We start from the raw sequence: 16,010 nt of genomic DNA, 5'->3' as shown, positions 1-16,010 counted from the left end.
ATGAAAGGCTAGACAGCGGGAACGCCTTCATTAGACTGGCTCTGCCGCACCTTCTCCTGCGGTGTCTCCCGGTGTGCCCCTGCATGCCTGGGTATGTCATGTAATGCCCCACACCCACTGAGCCAAGGACCGTGATCGACGTGAAGGTCGGCATCCCCCGCGAGGTCAAGAACAACGAGTTCCGGGTGGCCATCACCCCCGCCGGTGTGCACGAACTGGTGCGCCACGGCCACCAGGTCGTCGTCGAGCGCAGCGCCGGTGTCGGCTCCTCGATCACGGACGACGAGTACGTCGCCGCCGGCGCGCGGATCCTGGAGACCGCCGACGAGGTGTGGGCCACCGCCGACCTGCTGCTGAAGGTCAAGGAGCCCATCGCCGAGGAGTACCACCGCCTCCGCAAGGACCAGACGCTCTTCACCTACCTGCACCTGGCCGCCTCCAAGGCGTGCACGGACGCGCTCGTCGAGTCCGGCACCACCGCCATCGCATACGAGACGGTCGAGCTGCCCGGCCGCGCGCTCCCGCTGCTCGCCCCCATGTCGGAGGTCGCGGGCCGGCTGGCCCCGCAGGTCGGCGCCTACCACCTGATGCGCGCCAACGGCGGCCGCGGTGTGCTGCCCGGCGGTGTCCCGGGTGTGCTGGCCGCCAAGGCGGTCGTCATCGGCGGCGGCGTCTCTGGCTGGAACGCCGCGCAGATCGCCATCGGCATGGGCTTCCACGTGACCCTGCTCGACAAGGACATCAACAAGCTCAAGGAGGCCGACAAGGTCTTCGGTACGAAGATCCAGACCGTCGTCTCCAACGCCTTCGAGCTCGAGAAGGCCTGCCTCGAGGCCGACCTCGTCATCGGTGCCGTGCTCATCCCGGGCGCCAAGGCCCCGAAGCTGGTCACCAACGAGCTCGTGTCGCGCATGAAGCCGGGAAGTGTCCTTGTCGACATCGCGATCGACCAGGGCGGCTGCTTCGAGGACTCCCGCCCGACCACCCACGCCGAGCCGACCTTCCCGGTCCACAACTCGGTCTTCTACTGCGTCGCCAACATGCCCGGCGCGGTGCCGAACACCTCCACCTACGCGCTCACCAACGCGACGCTGCCGTACATCGTCGAACTCGCCGACCGCGGGTGGGTGGAGGCGCTGCGCCGCGATTCCGCGCTGGCGAAGGGTCTCAACACCCATGACGGCAAGGTCGTTTACCGCGAGGTCGCCGAGGCGCACGGCCTGGAGCACGTGGAGCTGGAGACGCTGCTCGGCTGACCGGCGACGTTAAGTCTCCTTTTGGTAAAGGTCGATACGTCAACAGAGGTCGTCAACACCGCGCACCCGGCCGGACCTTGCCCGACAAGGTCCGGCCGGGTGTGTGTATGGTCACTTTGCGCCTCTAGGTCAACTCGCCTCGAACGTAACCCTTGAACCGATTCGTACACCGGTGAAACCTGCCGTGCGACGGCCGTACGCCCTTGACAGAGGGATGTTTCATTGCCGACACATCCTGCCGGGTCCGGCGGATTGTGTTGCTGCGGACGCCCGACACGCCATAGAGTCGCCAACCGTCGGCATGGTGCCACGCTGACCTGTCTAGAAATTTCCTGGTCACCAAGGAGGTAAGACGACTTGTGAATGAGTCGACATTTTCTCCCGGGGGTGGTCAACCAGGAATGCCTGCACGGGCCGAGGGCCCCGCGGGGTTCGAGGCTGTCGGCTCCGTCGCGGTGCGCACCTTCGCAGCCCACCAGAGTCACCGGACCTCAGGGGTGACTCAGCCAGCACACCAGAGCATGGATGGCCATCACGTGAACGCCATGGCCGGCGACGGAAGTGGCGCGCCCCACAACCACTTCGCCGACTACGACGAACTGCCCGACGGGCACTTCTACGATCCCGACGCCGAGTACGAGCCCGACCCCGAGTACGCGGCCACGCTCGCGCCCGACGCTGCCCGTCAGCGCCGTGAGCGCGTCGGTCCGACCGGTCGTCCGCTGCCGTACTTCCCGATTCCGGGTCCGCTGACCGATCATGGACCCGCGAAGATCATCGCGATGTGCAACCAGAAGGGCGGCGTCGGCAAGACGACGTCGACCATCAACCTGGGTGCCGCTCTCGCGGAGTACGGCCGTCGTGTGCTGCTCGTGGACTTCGACCCGCAGGGCGCGCTGTCGGTGGGTCTCGGTGTCAACCCGATGGAGCTCGACCTCACGGTCTACAACCTGCTCATGGAGCGGGGCATGGCGGCCGACGAGGTACTCCTGAAGACAGCGGTCCCCAACATGGACCTGCTGCCCAGCAACATCGACCTGTCCGCCGCCGAGGTCCAGCTGGTCTCCGAGGTGGCGCGCGAGTCGACGCTGCAACGTGCCCTGAAGCCGCTCATGGCCGACTACGACTACATCGTGATCGACTGTCAGCCCTCGCTCGGCCTGCTCACGGTGAACGCCCTGACGGCCGCGCACAAGGTGATAGTGCCACTGGAGTGCGAGTTCTTCGCGCTTCGCGGTGTCGCACTGCTGACGGAGACCATCGAGAAGGTCCAGGAGCGGCTCAACCCGGAGCTGGAGCTCGACGGCATCCTCGCCACGATGTACGACTCGCGCACGGTGCACAGCCGTGAGGTGCTCGCGCGTGTCGTCGAGGCCTTCGACGACCACGTCTACCACACGGTCATCGGGCGCACGGTCCGCTTCCCGGAGACCACGGTCGCCGGCGAGCCGATCACGACGTACGCCTCCAACTCCGTCGGTGCCGCCGCCTATCGTCAGCTCGCCAGGGAGGTGCTCGCCCGGTGTCACGCCGAGTGAGTCTGCCGGGGGCCGACGAACTGTTCCGTACGACAGGGGGAATGGCGCTTCAGTCGTCCACTCCCCGGCGGGGGGTCAACGGCGAGGCTCGGGTGCCGGCTCCCGCGGGGGAGTCCGACGGGGCCGCGGCCGGGCCGTCCTCGGGTGAGGACGCACCGCAGTCGGTGCCGGCGCGGGGCGGTGACGGCGACGGCGCGGAGCATGTGGCGACCGACGCGGAGCCGACGGAGGCGGGCGAGTCCCGCAACCGGGGCGCGGACCGCTCGGGGCGTCGTCAGGATCCGCAGGAAGGTTCTGCCTCGGGTGCCGCGGCGGCCGCACCGCGCGGGAAGCGTGGACGGGCGGCCTCGCGGCGGCCCAGCGGGCGTGAGCGGCACGACGAGAAGATCACCGTGTACGTCTCCGCCGAGGAGCTCATGGACCTGGAGCATGCGCGTCTGGTGCTCCGGGGCGAACATGGGCTGGCGGTCGACCGCGGGCGGATCGTGCGGGAGGCCGTGGCCGTGGTGCTGGCCGATCTGGAGTCCCGTGGGGACGCGAGCATCCTCGTACGCCGGCTGCGCGGGCGGTAGCGGTAGCCTGCGGGGGCCATGACCTCGAACGACGTTCCCCCCGGCGCCGGCGCATCCGCCGGTGGTCGGCGTGCACTGGGGAGGGGGCCGGGGGCGGTTCCGTTGCCTGTGGAGGCCCCGGCTCCGGTGGAGGAACCTCCCGTTGCGGAGGTACCCGCTCCTCTTGTGGAGGCTCCTGCCCCCGTCGTGGAGGCTCCCGCTCCTGTCGTGGAGCCTCCTGCTCCTGTCGTGGAGCCTCCTGCTCCCGCAGAGCCTCCCGTCCCCGTGGAGGCCGAGGAACCCTCCGACGGTGTCTTCAAGGTCCGGCTCGCCAACTTCGAAGGTCCCTTCGACCTGCTCCTCCAGCTGATCTCCAAGCACAAGCTGGACGTCACCGAGGTCGCGCTGTCGAAGGTGACCGACGAGTTCATGGCGCACATCAGGGCGATGGGGCCGGACTGGGACCTGGACCAGACGACGGAGTTCCTGGTCGTGGCAGCCACCCTGCTGGACCTGAAGGCCGCCCGGCTGCTGCCCGCCGCGGAAGTCGAGGACGAGGCCGATCTCGCGCTCCTGGAAGCCCGGGATCTGCTCTTCGCGCGGCTTCTGCAGTACCGCGCGTACAAGCAGATCGCCGACATCTTCAGCGGACGGCTCGACGAGGAGGCACGCCGCTACCCCCGTACCGTCGGACTCGAACCGCACCACGCCGAGCTGCTGCCCGAGGTGGTCATCAGCATCGGCGCGGAGGGGTTCGCCAAGCTCGCCGTCAAGGCGATGCAGCCCAAGCCCAAGCCGCAGGTGTACGTCGACCACATCCACGCGCCGCTGGTGAGTGTCCAGGAGCAGGCCGGGATCGTCGTCGCACGCCTCAAGGAGCTGGGGGAGGCCAGCTTCCGGACGCTGGTCGAGGACACCGACGACACCCTGACCGTCGTGGCGCGCTTCCTGGCCCTGCTGGAGCTGTACCGGGAGAAGGCCGTCGCCCTCGACCAGGAGACGGCCCTCGGGGAGCTGCTCGTGCGCTGGACCGGCGGGGAGGGTGACGCCCAGCCCATGGTCACCGACGAGTTCGACCGGCCGCCCGAGGCGCCCAAGGAGGAGAAGAAGCCGTGAGCGAGGAGAGCACCGACGTTCCGGCCGGGCTGCGTACCGTCGCCGATCTCGACCTCAAGCCGGCCCTGGAGGCCGTCCTCATGGTCGTGGACGAGCCCGCGACCGAGGAGCACCTGGCGAAGATCCTCCAGCGGCCCAAGCGGCAGATCGGGGACGCGCTGCGGGAGCTGGCCGACGACTACACCGTGCAGGGGCGCGGGTTCGAGCTGCGGCTGATCGCCGGTGGCTGGCGTTTCTACAGCCGCCCCGAGTATGCGGCGGCCGTCGAGGGCTTCGTCCTGGACGGCCAGCAGGCCCGGCTCACCCAGGCCGCGCTGGAGACCCTGGCGGTGGTCGCCTACCGTCAGCCGGTCAGCCGCAGTCGGGTCTCGGCGGTCCGCGGAGTGAACTGTGACGGTGTGATGCGCACCCTCCTCCAGCGCGGTCTGGTCGAGGAGGCGGGCACGGAACCCGAAACAGGTGCGATCCTGTACACGACGACGAACTACTTCCTGGAGCGGATGGGCCTGCGTGGTCTGGACGAGCTCCCGGAGCTCGCGCCCTTCCTCCCGGAGGCGGAGGCGATCGAGGCCGAGACCCAGGAAGCCGTACCGTCGTTCGATCCGGATGCTCCGGACCTGGACGACGGGCCCACGACGAACATGCCTAATACAACGACGACGGACATTTGATGCGAAGCAGCGGTAGCGGCAAGAGCGGCGGGCGCGGTAACCACCGCGGGGCCGGCAACAACAGGGACCAGAAGCAGGGCCAGGGCAAGGGTCAGGGCAAGGGCCAGAGCCAGGGTCAGGGCCGTCCCAGCAAGCCCCGCCCCGAGGAGCGCCGCTACGACGTGGGCCCCGGCGCGTCTCATGAGGGCCCGAAGGCGGGGCGCGGCGGCGCGGCCCGCGGCGGTGCCAAGGGCGGCCCCAAGAAGCCCCAGCAGCGCGGGCGGACGGCTCCGGCGACCTCGCGCGAGTACGAGACGCGGGCCGAGGAGCGCAACCGGGAGCGGTACGCGGACAAGAAGGACGTCAAGCTGCCCAAGACCTTCCCCGGCGCCGAGCTCGAGGGCGAGCGGCTGCAGAAGGTCCTCGCGCGCGCGGGCTACGGCTCCCGGCGGGCCTGCGAGGAGCTCATCGAGCAGGCGCGCGTCGAGGTCAACGGCGAGATCGTCCTGGAGCAGGGCAAGCGGGTCGACCCGGAGAATGACGAGGTCAAGGTCGACGGCCTGACGGTCGCGACGCAGTCGTACCAGTTCTTCTCGCTGAACAAGCCCGCCGGTGTCGTCTCGACGATGGAGGACACCGAGGGCCGGCAGTGCCTCGGCGACTACGTCACCAACCGCGAGACGCGGCTCTTCCACGTCGGGCGGCTCGACACCGAGACCGAGGGTGTCATCCTGCTCACCAACCACGGCGAGCTGGCACACCGGCTGACCCACCCCAAGTACGGCGTGAAGAAGGTCTACCTCGCGCACATCGTGGGCCCGATCCCGCGCGACCTGGGCAAGCAGCTCAAGAACGGCATCCAGCTGGAGGACGGGTACGCGAAGGCGGACCACTTCCGGGTCGTCGAGCAGACCGGCAAGAACTACCTCGTCGAGGTCACCCTCCACGAGGGCCGCAAGCACATCGTCCGCCGCATGCTCGCCGAGGCGGGCTTCCCGGTCGACAAGCTGGTCCGCGTCGCCTTCGGTCCCATCACCCTGGGCGACCAGAAGTCGGGCTGGCTGCGGCGCCTGTCCAACACGGAGGTCGGCATGCTGATGAAGGAAGTCGATCTGTAGTCCCCACGTCCCACGTTCCACGTGCCCACGCGCGTGTGCGGCCGGTTCCGGATTTCCCCGGGGCCGGCCGATTCGTTTTCGCGTTCACGCCGGTCTGTATCCACGAGGAACGGGCTGACGGAAGTGGGGCGTGGGCATGGCTGCGACGACGACGGACCGCGACGAGTTCGTGCGGCTGACCGACCCGTACCGGCGGGAGCTGCTCGCGCACTGCTACCGGATGCTGGGCTCGGTGGACGAGGCCGAGGACCTGGTGCAGGAGACGTATCTGCGGGCGTGGCGGTCCTACGCCGGCTACGAGGGCCGGGCGTCCCTGCGGACCTGGCTCCACCGGATCGCCACCAACACGTGTCTGACGGCGTTGGAGAGCCGTACGCGGCGCCCGCTGCCCTCGGGGCTCGGGGGGCCTTCGGACGCGCCCGAGGAGCCGTTGAGCGCCCCGGCGACGGACGTTCCGTGGCTGCAGCCGCTGCCGGACTCCCTCGTCGACCCGGCGACCGTCGTGGCGGCACGCGGCAGTTTCCGGCTCGCGCTCGTCGCCGCGCTGCAGCACCTGCCCGCACGGCAGCGGGCCGTGCTCATCCTGCGGGACGTGCCGGCCTGGCGGGCGCCCGAGGTCGCCTCGCTCCTCGGCACCTCCACGGCGGCCGTCAAAAGCAGCCTCCAACGCGCGCGTGCCCGCCTCGACGAGGTCGCCCCCGATGAGGACCTCGTCGTCGAACCCGCGGGCGCGGCCGACCGCGAGGTGCTCGACCGGTACGTGTCCGCCTTCGAGAACGCGGACATGGAGGCGCTGCTCGGGCTCCTTCAGGACGGGGTCGAGCTGGAGATGCCGCCGCACCTGGAGTGGTTCGGCGGGAAGAAGGACGTGCTGCGGTTCCTGCGGGCCCGTGTGCAGGAGAAGGGCGGCGTCCGGATGCTGCCCGCGCGCGCGAACGGGCAGCCCGCCGTCGTCATGTACGAGCGCGGGGTGGACGGCGTCTTCACAGCGCACTCCGTGCAGGTGCTCACCGTCGAGGAGGGGGCCGTCGCCCGCATCACGGCCTTCTTGGACGTGGAGCTGGTCGGCCGCTTCGGGATGCCGAAGGCGCTGTCATGAACCCCGGTGAGCTGCTGGAGCGTTCGCTCGCCTACGCACTCGGCAGTGTGGCCGGGGTGGTGCCCCACGGCCTGGGGCGGCGGACGCCGTGCGCCCAGTGGGATCTGGGGGAGCTGCTCGTGCATCTGGACGACTCGCTGGACGCGCTCCACGAGGGACTGACGGGCGGGCGGATCGGGCTCATTCCCGGTGAACCGGGAGCGGATCCCGCGTGCGGCTTCCGCCGACGTGCGTGTGCGGTGCTCGGCGCCTGGGCGGCCGGACCGGCGCAGCGGGTCCTGGTCGGTCAACGGCCGCTGGAGGTACGGCTGATGGTCGCCGTGGGCGCCCTCGAGATCGCTGTGCACGGTTGGGACGTCGACCGGGCCTGCGGGCGGCGACGGCCCGTTCCGGACGCCCTCGCGACCGAATTGCTGCCCGTCGCGCGGTGCGTGGTCGAGGAGGCGGACCGGGGAGTGCGGTTCGCCGAGCCGGTCGCCGTGTCCTCGTCCGCCCGGCCCGGGACCCGGCTCCTGGGCTTCCTGGGGCGCCGCGATTCCTTTCCGGGGTGACGTGGGTCTGCCTTCCGTGAGTGACCTCAAGGACCTCACGGAAGGCATCCTCATGACCGACACCACCGACACCACCGACACCACCGACACCACCGTGCGTGTCTCCGTCCGCAAGCCGCCCGGCGAGCAGGCGCCCCCACGGCGGGTGTGGACCGTGGCGCTCGCCGGACTCGGGGCGCTGCTGTGCTCCCTCGACGTCGTGGTCGTCGCGACCGCGCTGCCCGCGCTGCGGGCCGACTTCGGGGCGAGCCTGTCCCAGCTGGAATGGACGATCAACGCCTACAACCTCGTCTTCGCCTGCCTGACCCTGACCGGGGCCGCGCTCGGCGACCGGTTCGGGCGGCGGCGCATGTACGTCGTCGGACTCGCCGTCTTCACCCTGGCCTCCGCCGCCGCGGCCCTCGCGGACGGCCCGGGCCTGCTCATCACCGCGCGGGTGGTGCAGGGCGCGGGGGCCGCCGTGCTCCTGCCGCTCACCCTGACCCTGATCAGCGAGGCGTTCCCGGCCGAGAAGCGGGGCATGGCCATCGGGGTGTGGGGCGGGGTGACCGGCCTCGGCGTGGCGGCCGGACCCGTGCTCGGCGGGGCGGTCACCGAGGGGCTGTCCTGGCAGTGGATCTTCTGGTTGAACGTGCCCATCGGGCTCGCGATGCTGCCCCTCGCCGCCGCGAAACTCCGCGAGAGCCACGGCACGAGTCCCCAACTCGACTTCGTGGGACTGGTGTTGGCGGCAGTCGGGCTGACGGGCCTGGCCTGGGCGCCGGTGCGGGCCCCCGAAGCGGGCTGGGGGAGCGCCGAGGTGCTGACCGCGCTGCTCGTCGGGGCCGTGTTCGTGGCGGGCTTCCTGGGCTGGGAGCGGAGGGGCGCCCGGTATCCGATGCTGCCGCTCGGATACTTCCGGCGGCGGGCCTTCTCCACCGCGAACGCCGCCGCCTTCCTTCTCTTCGGCTCGCTGCTCGGCGCGCTCTTCATGATCACGCAGCTCTTCCAGTTCGGGCTCGGCTACTCGCCGCTGGAGGCCGGCGTGCGCATCCTCGTGTGGAACGCCATGCCCCTGCTGGTCGCACCGGTCGCGGGCGCGCTCGCGGACCGGTTCGGCACCCGTCCCTTCATGCTGACCGGCCTCGCGTTGCAGGCGACGGGGCTCGGGCTGCTGGCCTGGCAGGTCGAACCCGGCGTCGGATACGGGCAGATGGTGGTCCCCCTGATCGTCGCGGGCATCGGCATCTCCATGGTGTTCCCGAGCGTTGCGAACGCCGTGACCTCGTCCGTGCCGCTGAGCGACGCGGGTGTCGCCGCCGGCGTCAACAACGCGCTGCGCGAGCTGGGCGGGGTCTTCGGGGTCGCCGTCGCCGCGGCCGTGTTCACGACGTACGGCGGCTACGGCTCACCGGCGGCCTTCCTGGACGGGTGCGCGCCCGCGCTCTGGGTCTCCGCGGGGGCCGCGGCGGCGGGGGCGGTGGTGGCGGCGTTCGCGCCGGGTCGCCGGTAGGGGGTTGTGGAGACACACCCACCCTCTTTATAGTCGTACTGACCATAAAGAGGGTGGATGCGGATGGGCAGCGACAACGAGGTCTACGACAAGTACGCCTACGAACCCTTCGCCGTCACCGTCGACCTCGCCGTCCTCACCCTTCGCGCGAGCGCGCTGCACGTGCTGCTCGTCGAGCGGGGGCAGGAGCCGTACGCCGGGCGCTGGGCCCTGCCCGGTGGCTTCGTGCAGCCGGACGAGTCGGCGGAGACGGCCGCTCGGCGGGAGCTGGCCGAGGAGACCGGGCTCGCGGATGTCTCCGGGCTGCATCTTGAGCAGTTGCGGACCTACAGCGAGCCCGACCGGGACCCCCGGATGCGGGTCGTGTCGGTCGCGTTCGCCGCCCTGCTCCCGGACCCGCCCGAGCCGCACGGCGGCAGCGACGCGGTGCAGGCGCGCTGGGTGCCGTACGACGCCGCCCGGCCGCTCGCCTTCGACCACGACCACATCCTGGCCGACGCCCACGAACGCGTCGGCGCCAAGCTCGAGAACACCTGCCTCGCCACCGCCTTCTGCCCGCCCGAGTTCACGCTCGGCGAGTTGCAGCAGGTCTACGAGACCGTGTGGGGCACCACGCTCGACCGGCCCAACTTCCGGCGCAAGGTCCTCGCCACACCCGGGTTCGTCGAAGCGGTGCCCGGTGCCGCCCGGCTGACCGGCGGTCGTGGCAAACCCGCCGCGCTGTACCGCGCGGGCCCCGCCACCGCTCTGCAGCCCCCTCTCCTCCGACCGTCCCGGGAAGGACGTCCCGCATGACCACGACCCTCACCAAGCGCGCCGCCACGGGCTCGCTCATCGGGCTCGCCCTCGGTGACGCGCTCGGATACCCGACCGAGTTCCACGGCGTGTCGACGATCATCGACAGGTTCGGGCCCTGGCGGGCCATGTCGCTGCCGACACCCGCTCTCGTCACCGACGACACGCAGATGACGCTGGCGCTGGGCAAGGGGCTGCGGACGGCCATGGACCGGGGAGTGCTCGGGCCCGACATGGCCGAGCCCGTACGGCAGGAGTTCATCGCCTGGAACCGCTCCCCGGAGAACAACCGGGCTCCGGGCAACACGTGCCTGCGGGCCTGCGCCCTCCTAGAGCGTCCGGACCTGCCCTGGCAGGACGCCAGCCAGATCGGCTCCAAGGGCTGCGGCGCCAACATGCGGGTCGCGCCCCTCGGGCTGGTCCCCGGCCTGAGCGACGAACAGCGCGCGGGCGCAGCCCAGTTGCAGTCCGCCCTCACGCACGGGCATCCGACGGCACTCGCCGCGTCCGACCTCACCGCGCACGCCGTACGGCTGCTCGCGCACGGCGCCGAGCCGGCCGAACTGGTCGGGCTGCTGCGGTCGTACGCCGAGGAGAACCGCAGCCGGTACCACGAGCGCTGGCTCGGCGACCTGTGGACGCGGAGCCAGGACCCCGGCCCCGAGCACTTCATCGCCCGGGGGTGGGACGAGTGCCTGGCGATCCTGGGGCGCCTCCAGGACGCCCTGCGCTCGCCCTCGCCCGAGACCGACCCGTGCCTGGCCACCGGGGAGGGATGGATCGCCGAAGAGGCCATGGCGACCGGGCTGTTGAGCTTCCTGCTCTTCGTCGACGAGCCGGTGACGGCCCTGCGCCGGGCCGCCTGCACGGCCGGCGACTCGGACTCGATCGCGTGCCTGGCGGGCGCCTTCGCGGGCGCGTATCTGGGTGCGGATGCCTGGCCGGCCGAGTGGGCGGACCGGATCGAGTACCAGGGGGAGCTGGTGACCCTCGGGGCGCTCTGGGACGCCTGACGCGTCAGGCCAGGGTGATCGAGTCGCCTTCCACCGCGATCTGCTTCGCGGGCAGCGGCTTCGTCGCGGGCGGGTTCTCCACCGAACCGTCGGTGATGCTGAACTTGCTGCCGTGGCAGGTGCAGTTGATGGTGCCGTCGGAGACGTTGGCCACCGGGCACTGCTGGTGGGTGCAGATGTTGGAGAAGGCCTTGAACTCGCCCTCCTTCGGCTGGGTGACGACGATCTTCTCGTCCGCGAAGATCTTGCCGCCGCCGACCGGGATGTCGCCCGTCTTCGCCAGCACCTGCCCGGCGGTGGCGTCCACCGAGGACGAACCCGAGTCGTTGTCGTCGCCGTACTCGCTGCATCCGACGGTCAGTGCCGCCGCACCCGTCGCGAGGAGAACCGTGCGCCGCGTCGGGCCTTGAGTCATGTCGTCACTCCGAAGGTGCGGAAGAACCAGAGGGCAGAGGTGAGCCAGATGATCGTGAGCGCGGTGAAGACCAGGCCGCCGACGATGGGCAGCAACCAGCCGGGGAGTCGCTCCGAGCGGAGCAGCAGCATCTTGGCACTGAAGGCACCGAAGAAGAAGCAACCCAGCAGAGAGTGCCACATAACGCGCGATTCATATGTCTGATAGCCGAAAGCGTACAGACAGTGCACCGCGACCGGTACCGACACCAGGAACGCCACCCGGCCCGACCAGCGGTGCAGGGTCGCGGACCAGCGCGGGCCCGGCAGCCTGCCGTACACCATCGCCGCCGAGACCACCTGGACGAGTGCGAAGAAGAACGCGACGGTGGCCAGCCACGACTTCACCGCCCCGGTGCTGTTGAAGCCGGCCAGGTTGAAGGCGGTCCCGGCCGGGTCGTGGACCTTCCCGTACACGCCCAGGCCCACCGCCACTGCGGCGGCGACCAGCGCCGGGACCAGATAGCGGGCCGGGTGCGGGCGGCCGTGGCCGGATTCCGGGGAGGGGAAGTTCTGGGTGGCGGCGTTCGGGTCGACGGTCATGAACGACTCCGGGAAGGGTCAAGGGGTGACGGGGCGTGCCGTGAGCTGCTGTCCGTCGACCGTCACCGCGCCGGTCTCCGGGTCGATCCGCGGTGCTTGTGAGGGTTCGCCGTCGCGGGTGAGGATGCCGACCTGCCGGCCGTCCGGCAGGACGATCCAGCCGCCGTCGACCTTCGCGCCGCGCACCGTCGCCGTCGCCCGGTACAGCCCGGACGGCTTCTTCGCCTTGTCGGCGGTGAAGGCGTACCGGCCGCCGTCGACGTCGACGGTGCCGCTGATCCGCTTGCCCTCCTTGAGGGTGCCGTTCAGCCGGGCGCCCTGCTTGCCGGTGAGCTTCATCGTGCCGTCGTCCTCGACGTCGCCCTTCAGCCAGGACTCCTTCGCGCGGCCGTCGCAGAAGTACGCGATCGCCTTGCCGTCGCGCAGTGTGACGGCGACTGAGGCGGAGTCGTCGGTGGTGCGGCCCGCGTAGTCGGCGTCGGGGATCGGGGTGCGGGACGGGGACGGGGACGGTGAGGGGGGCGCGGTGGTCCCGGTGGGCGCCGGGGAGGGCGTGGCCGCCTCCGGTGACTCCTCCGCGTACGAGGTGGAGGCGCTCTTCGTCCCCGTCGTCGCGTTGAGCGACAGCATGAACAGGCCCAGCAGCAGTCCTGCGAGCAGAGTGACAAGTGGTCCGGAACGCTTCATGAGAGGCCTCCCCCGAGGCGAGCTTCCTGCCATGAGAGCGGACCGGGGGGTCTGCCGTCCAGAGGCGCACGGGGGCTTTCTCACCCCAAGTAGCGGAATTGGGCGATACGGGTGACCTTGGCGGAGTTCGTCGCGGGACACGCGTGCCGTCTCAGCGGTCGGGCGCCGCGCACCGGCTCCAGGCGCGCTGACTAGGCTGGACGTACCAAGAGCCGACAGATACATCAGCAAGGAGCAGCATCGTGGCGGTACGAGCGGTGAGGGGAGCCGTCCAGCTCGAGCGGGACGAGGCCGGCCACATGGACGAGCAGGTCGGGGCCCTGCTCACCGCGGTCCTGGAGCGCAACGGCCTCACCCCGGACGACCTGATCAGCATCTGGTTCACGGCCACGCCCGACCTGCACAGCGACTTCCCGGCCGCCGCGGCCCGCAAGCTCGGCATCGTGGACGTCCCGCTGATCTGCGCCCAGGAACTGGACATCGAGGGCGCCATGCCCCGCGTCGTCCGCGTCCTCGCGCACATCGAGTCCGACCGGTCCCGCGCCGACATCGCGCACGTCTACCTCGGTGCCGCGGCCGCCCTGCGCAAGGACATCGCCCAGTGAGAACCGCCCTCGTCATCGGCACCGGACTCATCGGTACGTCCGCGGCCCTCGCCCTGTCCCAGCGGGGCGTCGTCGTCCACCTCGCCGACCACGACCCGGAGCAGGCCCGTACGGCGGCCGCGCTCGGCGCCGGCACCGACGAGGCGCCCGGGCAGCCCGTCGACCTCGCGATCGTCGCCGCGCCGCCCGCCCACGTGGCCGGGGTCCTCGCCGACGCGATGCGCCGGGGCGTCGCCCGCGGCTACCTCGACGTGGCCAGCGTCAAGGGCGGCCCGCGCCGTGAGCTGGAGGCGCTCGGCCTCGACCTGTCGGCGTACATCGGCAGCCACCCCATGTCGGGCCGCGAGAAGTCCGGCCCGCTGGCCGCCACCGGCGACCTCTTCGAGGGCCGCCCCTGGGTGCTGACGCCGACCCGGGACACCGACACCGAGGTGCTGAACCTCGCCCTGGAGCTGGTCTCGCACTGCCGTGCCGTGCCGGTGGTGATGGACTCCGACGCCCACGACCGTGCCGTGGCCCTCGTCTCCCACATGCCCCACCTGGTCTCCAGCATGGTCGCCGCGCGCCTCGAGCACGCCGAGGAGGCCGCCGTACGGCTGTGCGGGCAGGGCATCCGGGACGTGACCCGGATCGCCGCGTCCGACCCCGGGATGTGGATCGACATCCTGTCCGCGAACCCCGGGCCGGTCGCCGACCTCCTCGCGGACGTCTCCGCCGACCTCGACGAGACGGTCCGGGCGCTGCGGGCCCTGCAGTCCTCCGACGAGGACAAGCGGCGCGAGGGCACCGCCGGTGTCGAGGGCGTCCTGCGACGCGGCAACGCGGGACAGGTCCGGGTCCCCGGCAAGCACGGGTCCGCGCCGCGGGCGTACGAGGTCGTGGCCGTCCTCATCGACGACCAGCCGGGCCAGCTGGCCCGCATCTTCGCGGACGCGGGGATGGCCGGGGTCAACATCGAGGACGTACGCATCGAGCACGCGACCGGGCAGCAGGCCGGTCTGGTGCAGCTGATGGTGGAGCCGAAGGCGGCGCCGGTCCTGACGGCGGCGCTGCGGGAGCGGGGCTGGGCCATCCGCCAGTAGGAAGGCCTGCGGCATCCGCCAGTAAGGAGGCCTCCGGCGAGCCAGTAACCTTGTGCGGGGCGCTTTAGCGTCCCCGCACACTCCCACCACGCACCAGGAAGGTGTCCCCCCGTGGAAAACGGCGCCGCCCAGCCCGTGATTGTCGCCATAGACGGCCCCTCCGGCACGGGCAAGTCGAGCACGTCGAAGGCCGTCGCCGCCCAGCTCGGCCTGAGCTACCTCGACACCGGCGCCCAGTACCGGGCGATCACCTGGTGGATGGTGAGCAACGGGATCGACACCGACGACCCGTCGGAGATCGCGGCGGCGGCCGGCAAGCCCGACATCGTCTCCGGCACCGATCCGTCGAACCCCACGATCACGGTCGACGGCACGGATGTGGCCGCCCCGATCCGCACCCAGGAGGTCACCTCCCAGGTCAGCGCGGTCAGCGCGGTGGCCGAGGTGCGCGCCCGGATCACCGAGCTGCAGCGCTCCATCGCGGCCACCGCCGAGCAGGGCATCGTCGTCGAGGGCCGTGACATCGGTACGACCGTGCTGCCCGACGCCGACCTGAAGATCTTCCTCACCGCATCGCCGGAGGCACGCGCCGCCCGTCGCAGCGGTGAGCTGAAGGGGGCCGATGTCAACGCCACCCGTGAGGCCCTGATCAAGCGGGACGCGGCCGACTCCAGCCGTAAGACCTCGCCGTTGGCCAAGGCCGACGACGCGGTCGAGGTGGACACCACCGAGCTCACGCTGGCGCAGGTCATCGAGTGCGTCGTCACGCTCGTCGAGGAGAAGCGGGCCGGGAAGTGAGCGCCTCGTCCGTGCCCTCGGAGAAGGGTGCCGAGGTCGGGCGGCGCATCGGCGTCGGCCTGATGTACGGCCTGTGGAAGCCGCGTGTGCTCGGCGCCTGGCGGGTCCCGGCGACCGGCCCGGTGATCTTCGCCGTCAATCACTCCCACGTCATCGACGGCCCGATGGTCATGGGTGTGGCGCCCCGGCCCGCGCACTTCCTGATCAAGAAGGAAGCGTTCATCGGGCCGCTCGACCCCTTCCTGCTCGGCATCGGGCAGGTCAAGGTGGACCGCGACACCACCGACCGCACGGCGATCACCCAGGCGCTGGGCGTGCTGGCGGGCGGCGGCGTCCTCGGGATCTTCCCGGAGGGCACTCGCGGCGAGGGCGACTTCGCCGCACTGCGCGCCGGGCTCGCGTACTTCGCCGTACGCGGCGGTGCCCCGATCGTTCCGGTCGCCGTACTGGGAAGTTCCGACCGGCCCGGACGGTTGGTAAAGGGGCTGCCCCCGCTGCGCAGCCGAGTCGACGTCGTCTTCGGCGACCCGTTCGAGGCGGGCGACGGCAGCGGACGACGTACGCGCAAGGCGCTCGACGAGGCGACCGAACGCATCCAGAAGCAGCTCACCGCACACCTGGAAAACGCCAGGCGGCTGACCGGCCGTTAGGCGACACTGAGTA

General features: G+C 70.9%; 18 protein-coding genes. 15 read left to right on the top strand and 3 right to left on the bottom strand.

Annotated elements, in window-relative coordinates:
* Nucleotides 1–131 precede the first annotated feature (131 nt).
* The 11 genes from ald (at nt 132) to ADK57_RS19130 (ending at nt 11,179) form a co-directional block, all read left to right on the top strand.
* Nucleotides 132–1,256, top strand: a complete 1,125-nt coding sequence (ald, locus tag ADK57_RS19180; protein ID WP_199830620.1) for an alanine dehydrogenase — start codon at nt 132–134, stop codon at nt 1,254–1,256.
* 401 nt (nt 1,257–1,657) lie between these two features.
* On the top strand, nt 1,658–2,794 hold the full coding sequence (locus tag ADK57_RS19175) for a ParA family protein (protein WP_078973211.1): 1,137 nt from the start codon (nt 1,658–1,660) through the stop codon (nt 2,792–2,794).
* Nucleotides 2,779–3,366, top strand: a complete 588-nt coding sequence (locus tag ADK57_RS19170; protein ID WP_078973210.1) for a hypothetical protein — start codon at nt 2,779–2,781, stop codon at nt 3,364–3,366. The genes ADK57_RS19175 and ADK57_RS19170 overlap by 16 nt, the downstream gene beginning before the upstream one ends.
* A gap of 18 nt (nt 3,367–3,384) precedes the next feature.
* Nucleotides 3,385–4,461 (top strand): segregation and condensation protein A, encoded by a 1,077-nt coding sequence (locus ADK57_RS19165; protein ID WP_053750697.1) that lies wholly within the window; start codon nt 3,385–3,387, stop codon nt 4,459–4,461.
* The gene (gene scpB, locus ADK57_RS19160) at nt 4,458–5,132 is read left to right on the top strand and encodes an SMC-Scp complex subunit ScpB (protein WP_053750696.1); all 675 of its coding nucleotides are present in this window, start codon (nt 4,458–4,460) and stop codon (nt 5,130–5,132) included. Before ADK57_RS19165 ends, scpB begins: the two co-directional genes overlap by 4 nt.
* A complete protein-coding gene (locus ADK57_RS19155; protein ID WP_053750695.1) occupies nt 5,132–6,229 on the top strand; it encodes a pseudouridine synthase in 1,098 nt (365 codons plus the stop codon). The genes scpB and ADK57_RS19155 overlap by 1 nt, the downstream gene beginning before the upstream one ends.
* Nucleotides 6,230–6,365: 136 nt before the next feature.
* A complete protein-coding gene (locus ADK57_RS19150; protein WP_053750694.1) occupies nt 6,366–7,328 on the top strand; it encodes a sigma-70 family RNA polymerase sigma factor in 963 nt (320 codons plus the stop codon).
* Entirely contained in the window at nt 7,325–7,879 is a 555-nt protein-coding gene (locus ADK57_RS19145) for a TIGR03086 family metal-binding protein (RefSeq protein ID WP_053750693.1), read from the top strand. Before ADK57_RS19150 ends, ADK57_RS19145 begins: the two co-directional genes overlap by 4 nt.
* A gap of 52 nt (nt 7,880–7,931) precedes the next feature.
* Entirely contained in the window at nt 7,932–9,371 is a 1,440-nt protein-coding gene (locus ADK57_RS19140; RefSeq protein ID WP_078973214.1) for an MFS transporter, read from the top strand.
* Between the two features lie 63 nt (nt 9,372–9,434).
* Nucleotides 9,435–10,166, top strand: coding sequence for an NUDIX hydrolase (locus ADK57_RS19135; protein WP_053750725.1), 732 nt, complete (start codon nt 9,435–9,437; stop codon nt 10,164–10,166).
* Nucleotides 10,163–11,179 (top strand): ADP-ribosylglycohydrolase family protein, encoded by a 1,017-nt coding sequence (locus ADK57_RS19130; protein ID WP_053750692.1) that lies wholly within the window; start codon nt 10,163–10,165, stop codon nt 11,177–11,179. Before ADK57_RS19135 ends, ADK57_RS19130 begins: the two co-directional genes overlap by 4 nt.
* Before the next feature lie 4 nt (nt 11,180–11,183).
* Here the strand turns inward: ADK57_RS19130 and ADK57_RS19125 are convergent, their stop codons facing one another.
* Genes ADK57_RS19125 through ADK57_RS19115 form a run of 3 tightly spaced genes read right to left on the bottom strand, consistent with a single transcriptional unit; the run spans nt 11,184 to nt 12,862 of the window.
* Complete coding sequence (locus ADK57_RS19125) at nt 11,184–11,594, bottom strand: Rieske (2Fe-2S) protein (protein WP_053750691.1); 411 nt, start codon at nt 11,592–11,594, stop codon at nt 11,184–11,186.
* Nucleotides 11,591–12,175 carry a DUF6529 family protein gene (locus tag ADK57_RS19120; RefSeq protein ID WP_053750690.1) on the bottom strand — a complete coding sequence of 195 codons (585 nt, stop codon included), beginning with the start codon at nt 12,173–12,175 and terminating at the stop codon, nt 11,591–11,593. The genes ADK57_RS19125 and ADK57_RS19120 overlap by 4 nt, the downstream gene beginning before the upstream one ends.
* A gap of 18 nt (nt 12,176–12,193) precedes the next feature.
* Nucleotides 12,194–12,862, bottom strand: a complete 669-nt coding sequence (locus ADK57_RS19115) for a hypothetical protein (RefSeq protein ID WP_053750689.1) — start codon at nt 12,860–12,862, stop codon at nt 12,194–12,196.
* A 242-nt stretch (nt 12,863–13,104) separates the two neighbouring features.
* On the opposite strand from ADK57_RS19115, the gene aroH reads away from it, so the two are divergent.
* The 4 genes from aroH (at nt 13,105) to ADK57_RS19095 (ending at nt 15,997) form a co-directional block, all read left to right on the top strand.
* On the top strand, nt 13,105–13,467 hold the full coding sequence (gene aroH, locus ADK57_RS19110; RefSeq protein ID WP_053750688.1) for a chorismate mutase: 363 nt from the start codon (nt 13,105–13,107) through the stop codon (nt 13,465–13,467).
* Complete coding sequence (locus ADK57_RS19105; protein ID WP_053750687.1) at nt 13,464–14,549, top strand: prephenate dehydrogenase; 1,086 nt, start codon at nt 13,464–13,466, stop codon at nt 14,547–14,549. The genes aroH and ADK57_RS19105 overlap by 4 nt, the downstream gene beginning before the upstream one ends.
* 111 nt (nt 14,550–14,660) lie before the next feature.
* On the top strand, nt 14,661–15,347 hold the full coding sequence (gene cmk, locus ADK57_RS19100) for a (d)CMP kinase (protein ID WP_053750686.1): 687 nt from the start codon (nt 14,661–14,663) through the stop codon (nt 15,345–15,347).
* Nucleotides 15,305–15,997, top strand: a complete 693-nt coding sequence (locus tag ADK57_RS19095; RefSeq protein WP_078973209.1) for a lysophospholipid acyltransferase family protein — start codon at nt 15,305–15,307, stop codon at nt 15,995–15,997. Before cmk ends, ADK57_RS19095 begins: the two co-directional genes overlap by 43 nt.
* Nucleotides 15,998–16,010 lie beyond the last annotated feature (13 nt).

Origin of the sequence: Streptomyces sp. MMG1533, assembly GCF_001279775.1 — a bacterium.
Lineage (GTDB): Bacteria > Actinomycetota > Actinomycetes > Streptomycetales > Streptomycetaceae > Streptomyces.
The sequence above is the reverse complement of the archived record's forward strand: the minus strand, read 5'-3'. Positions and strand labels throughout refer to the sequence as shown.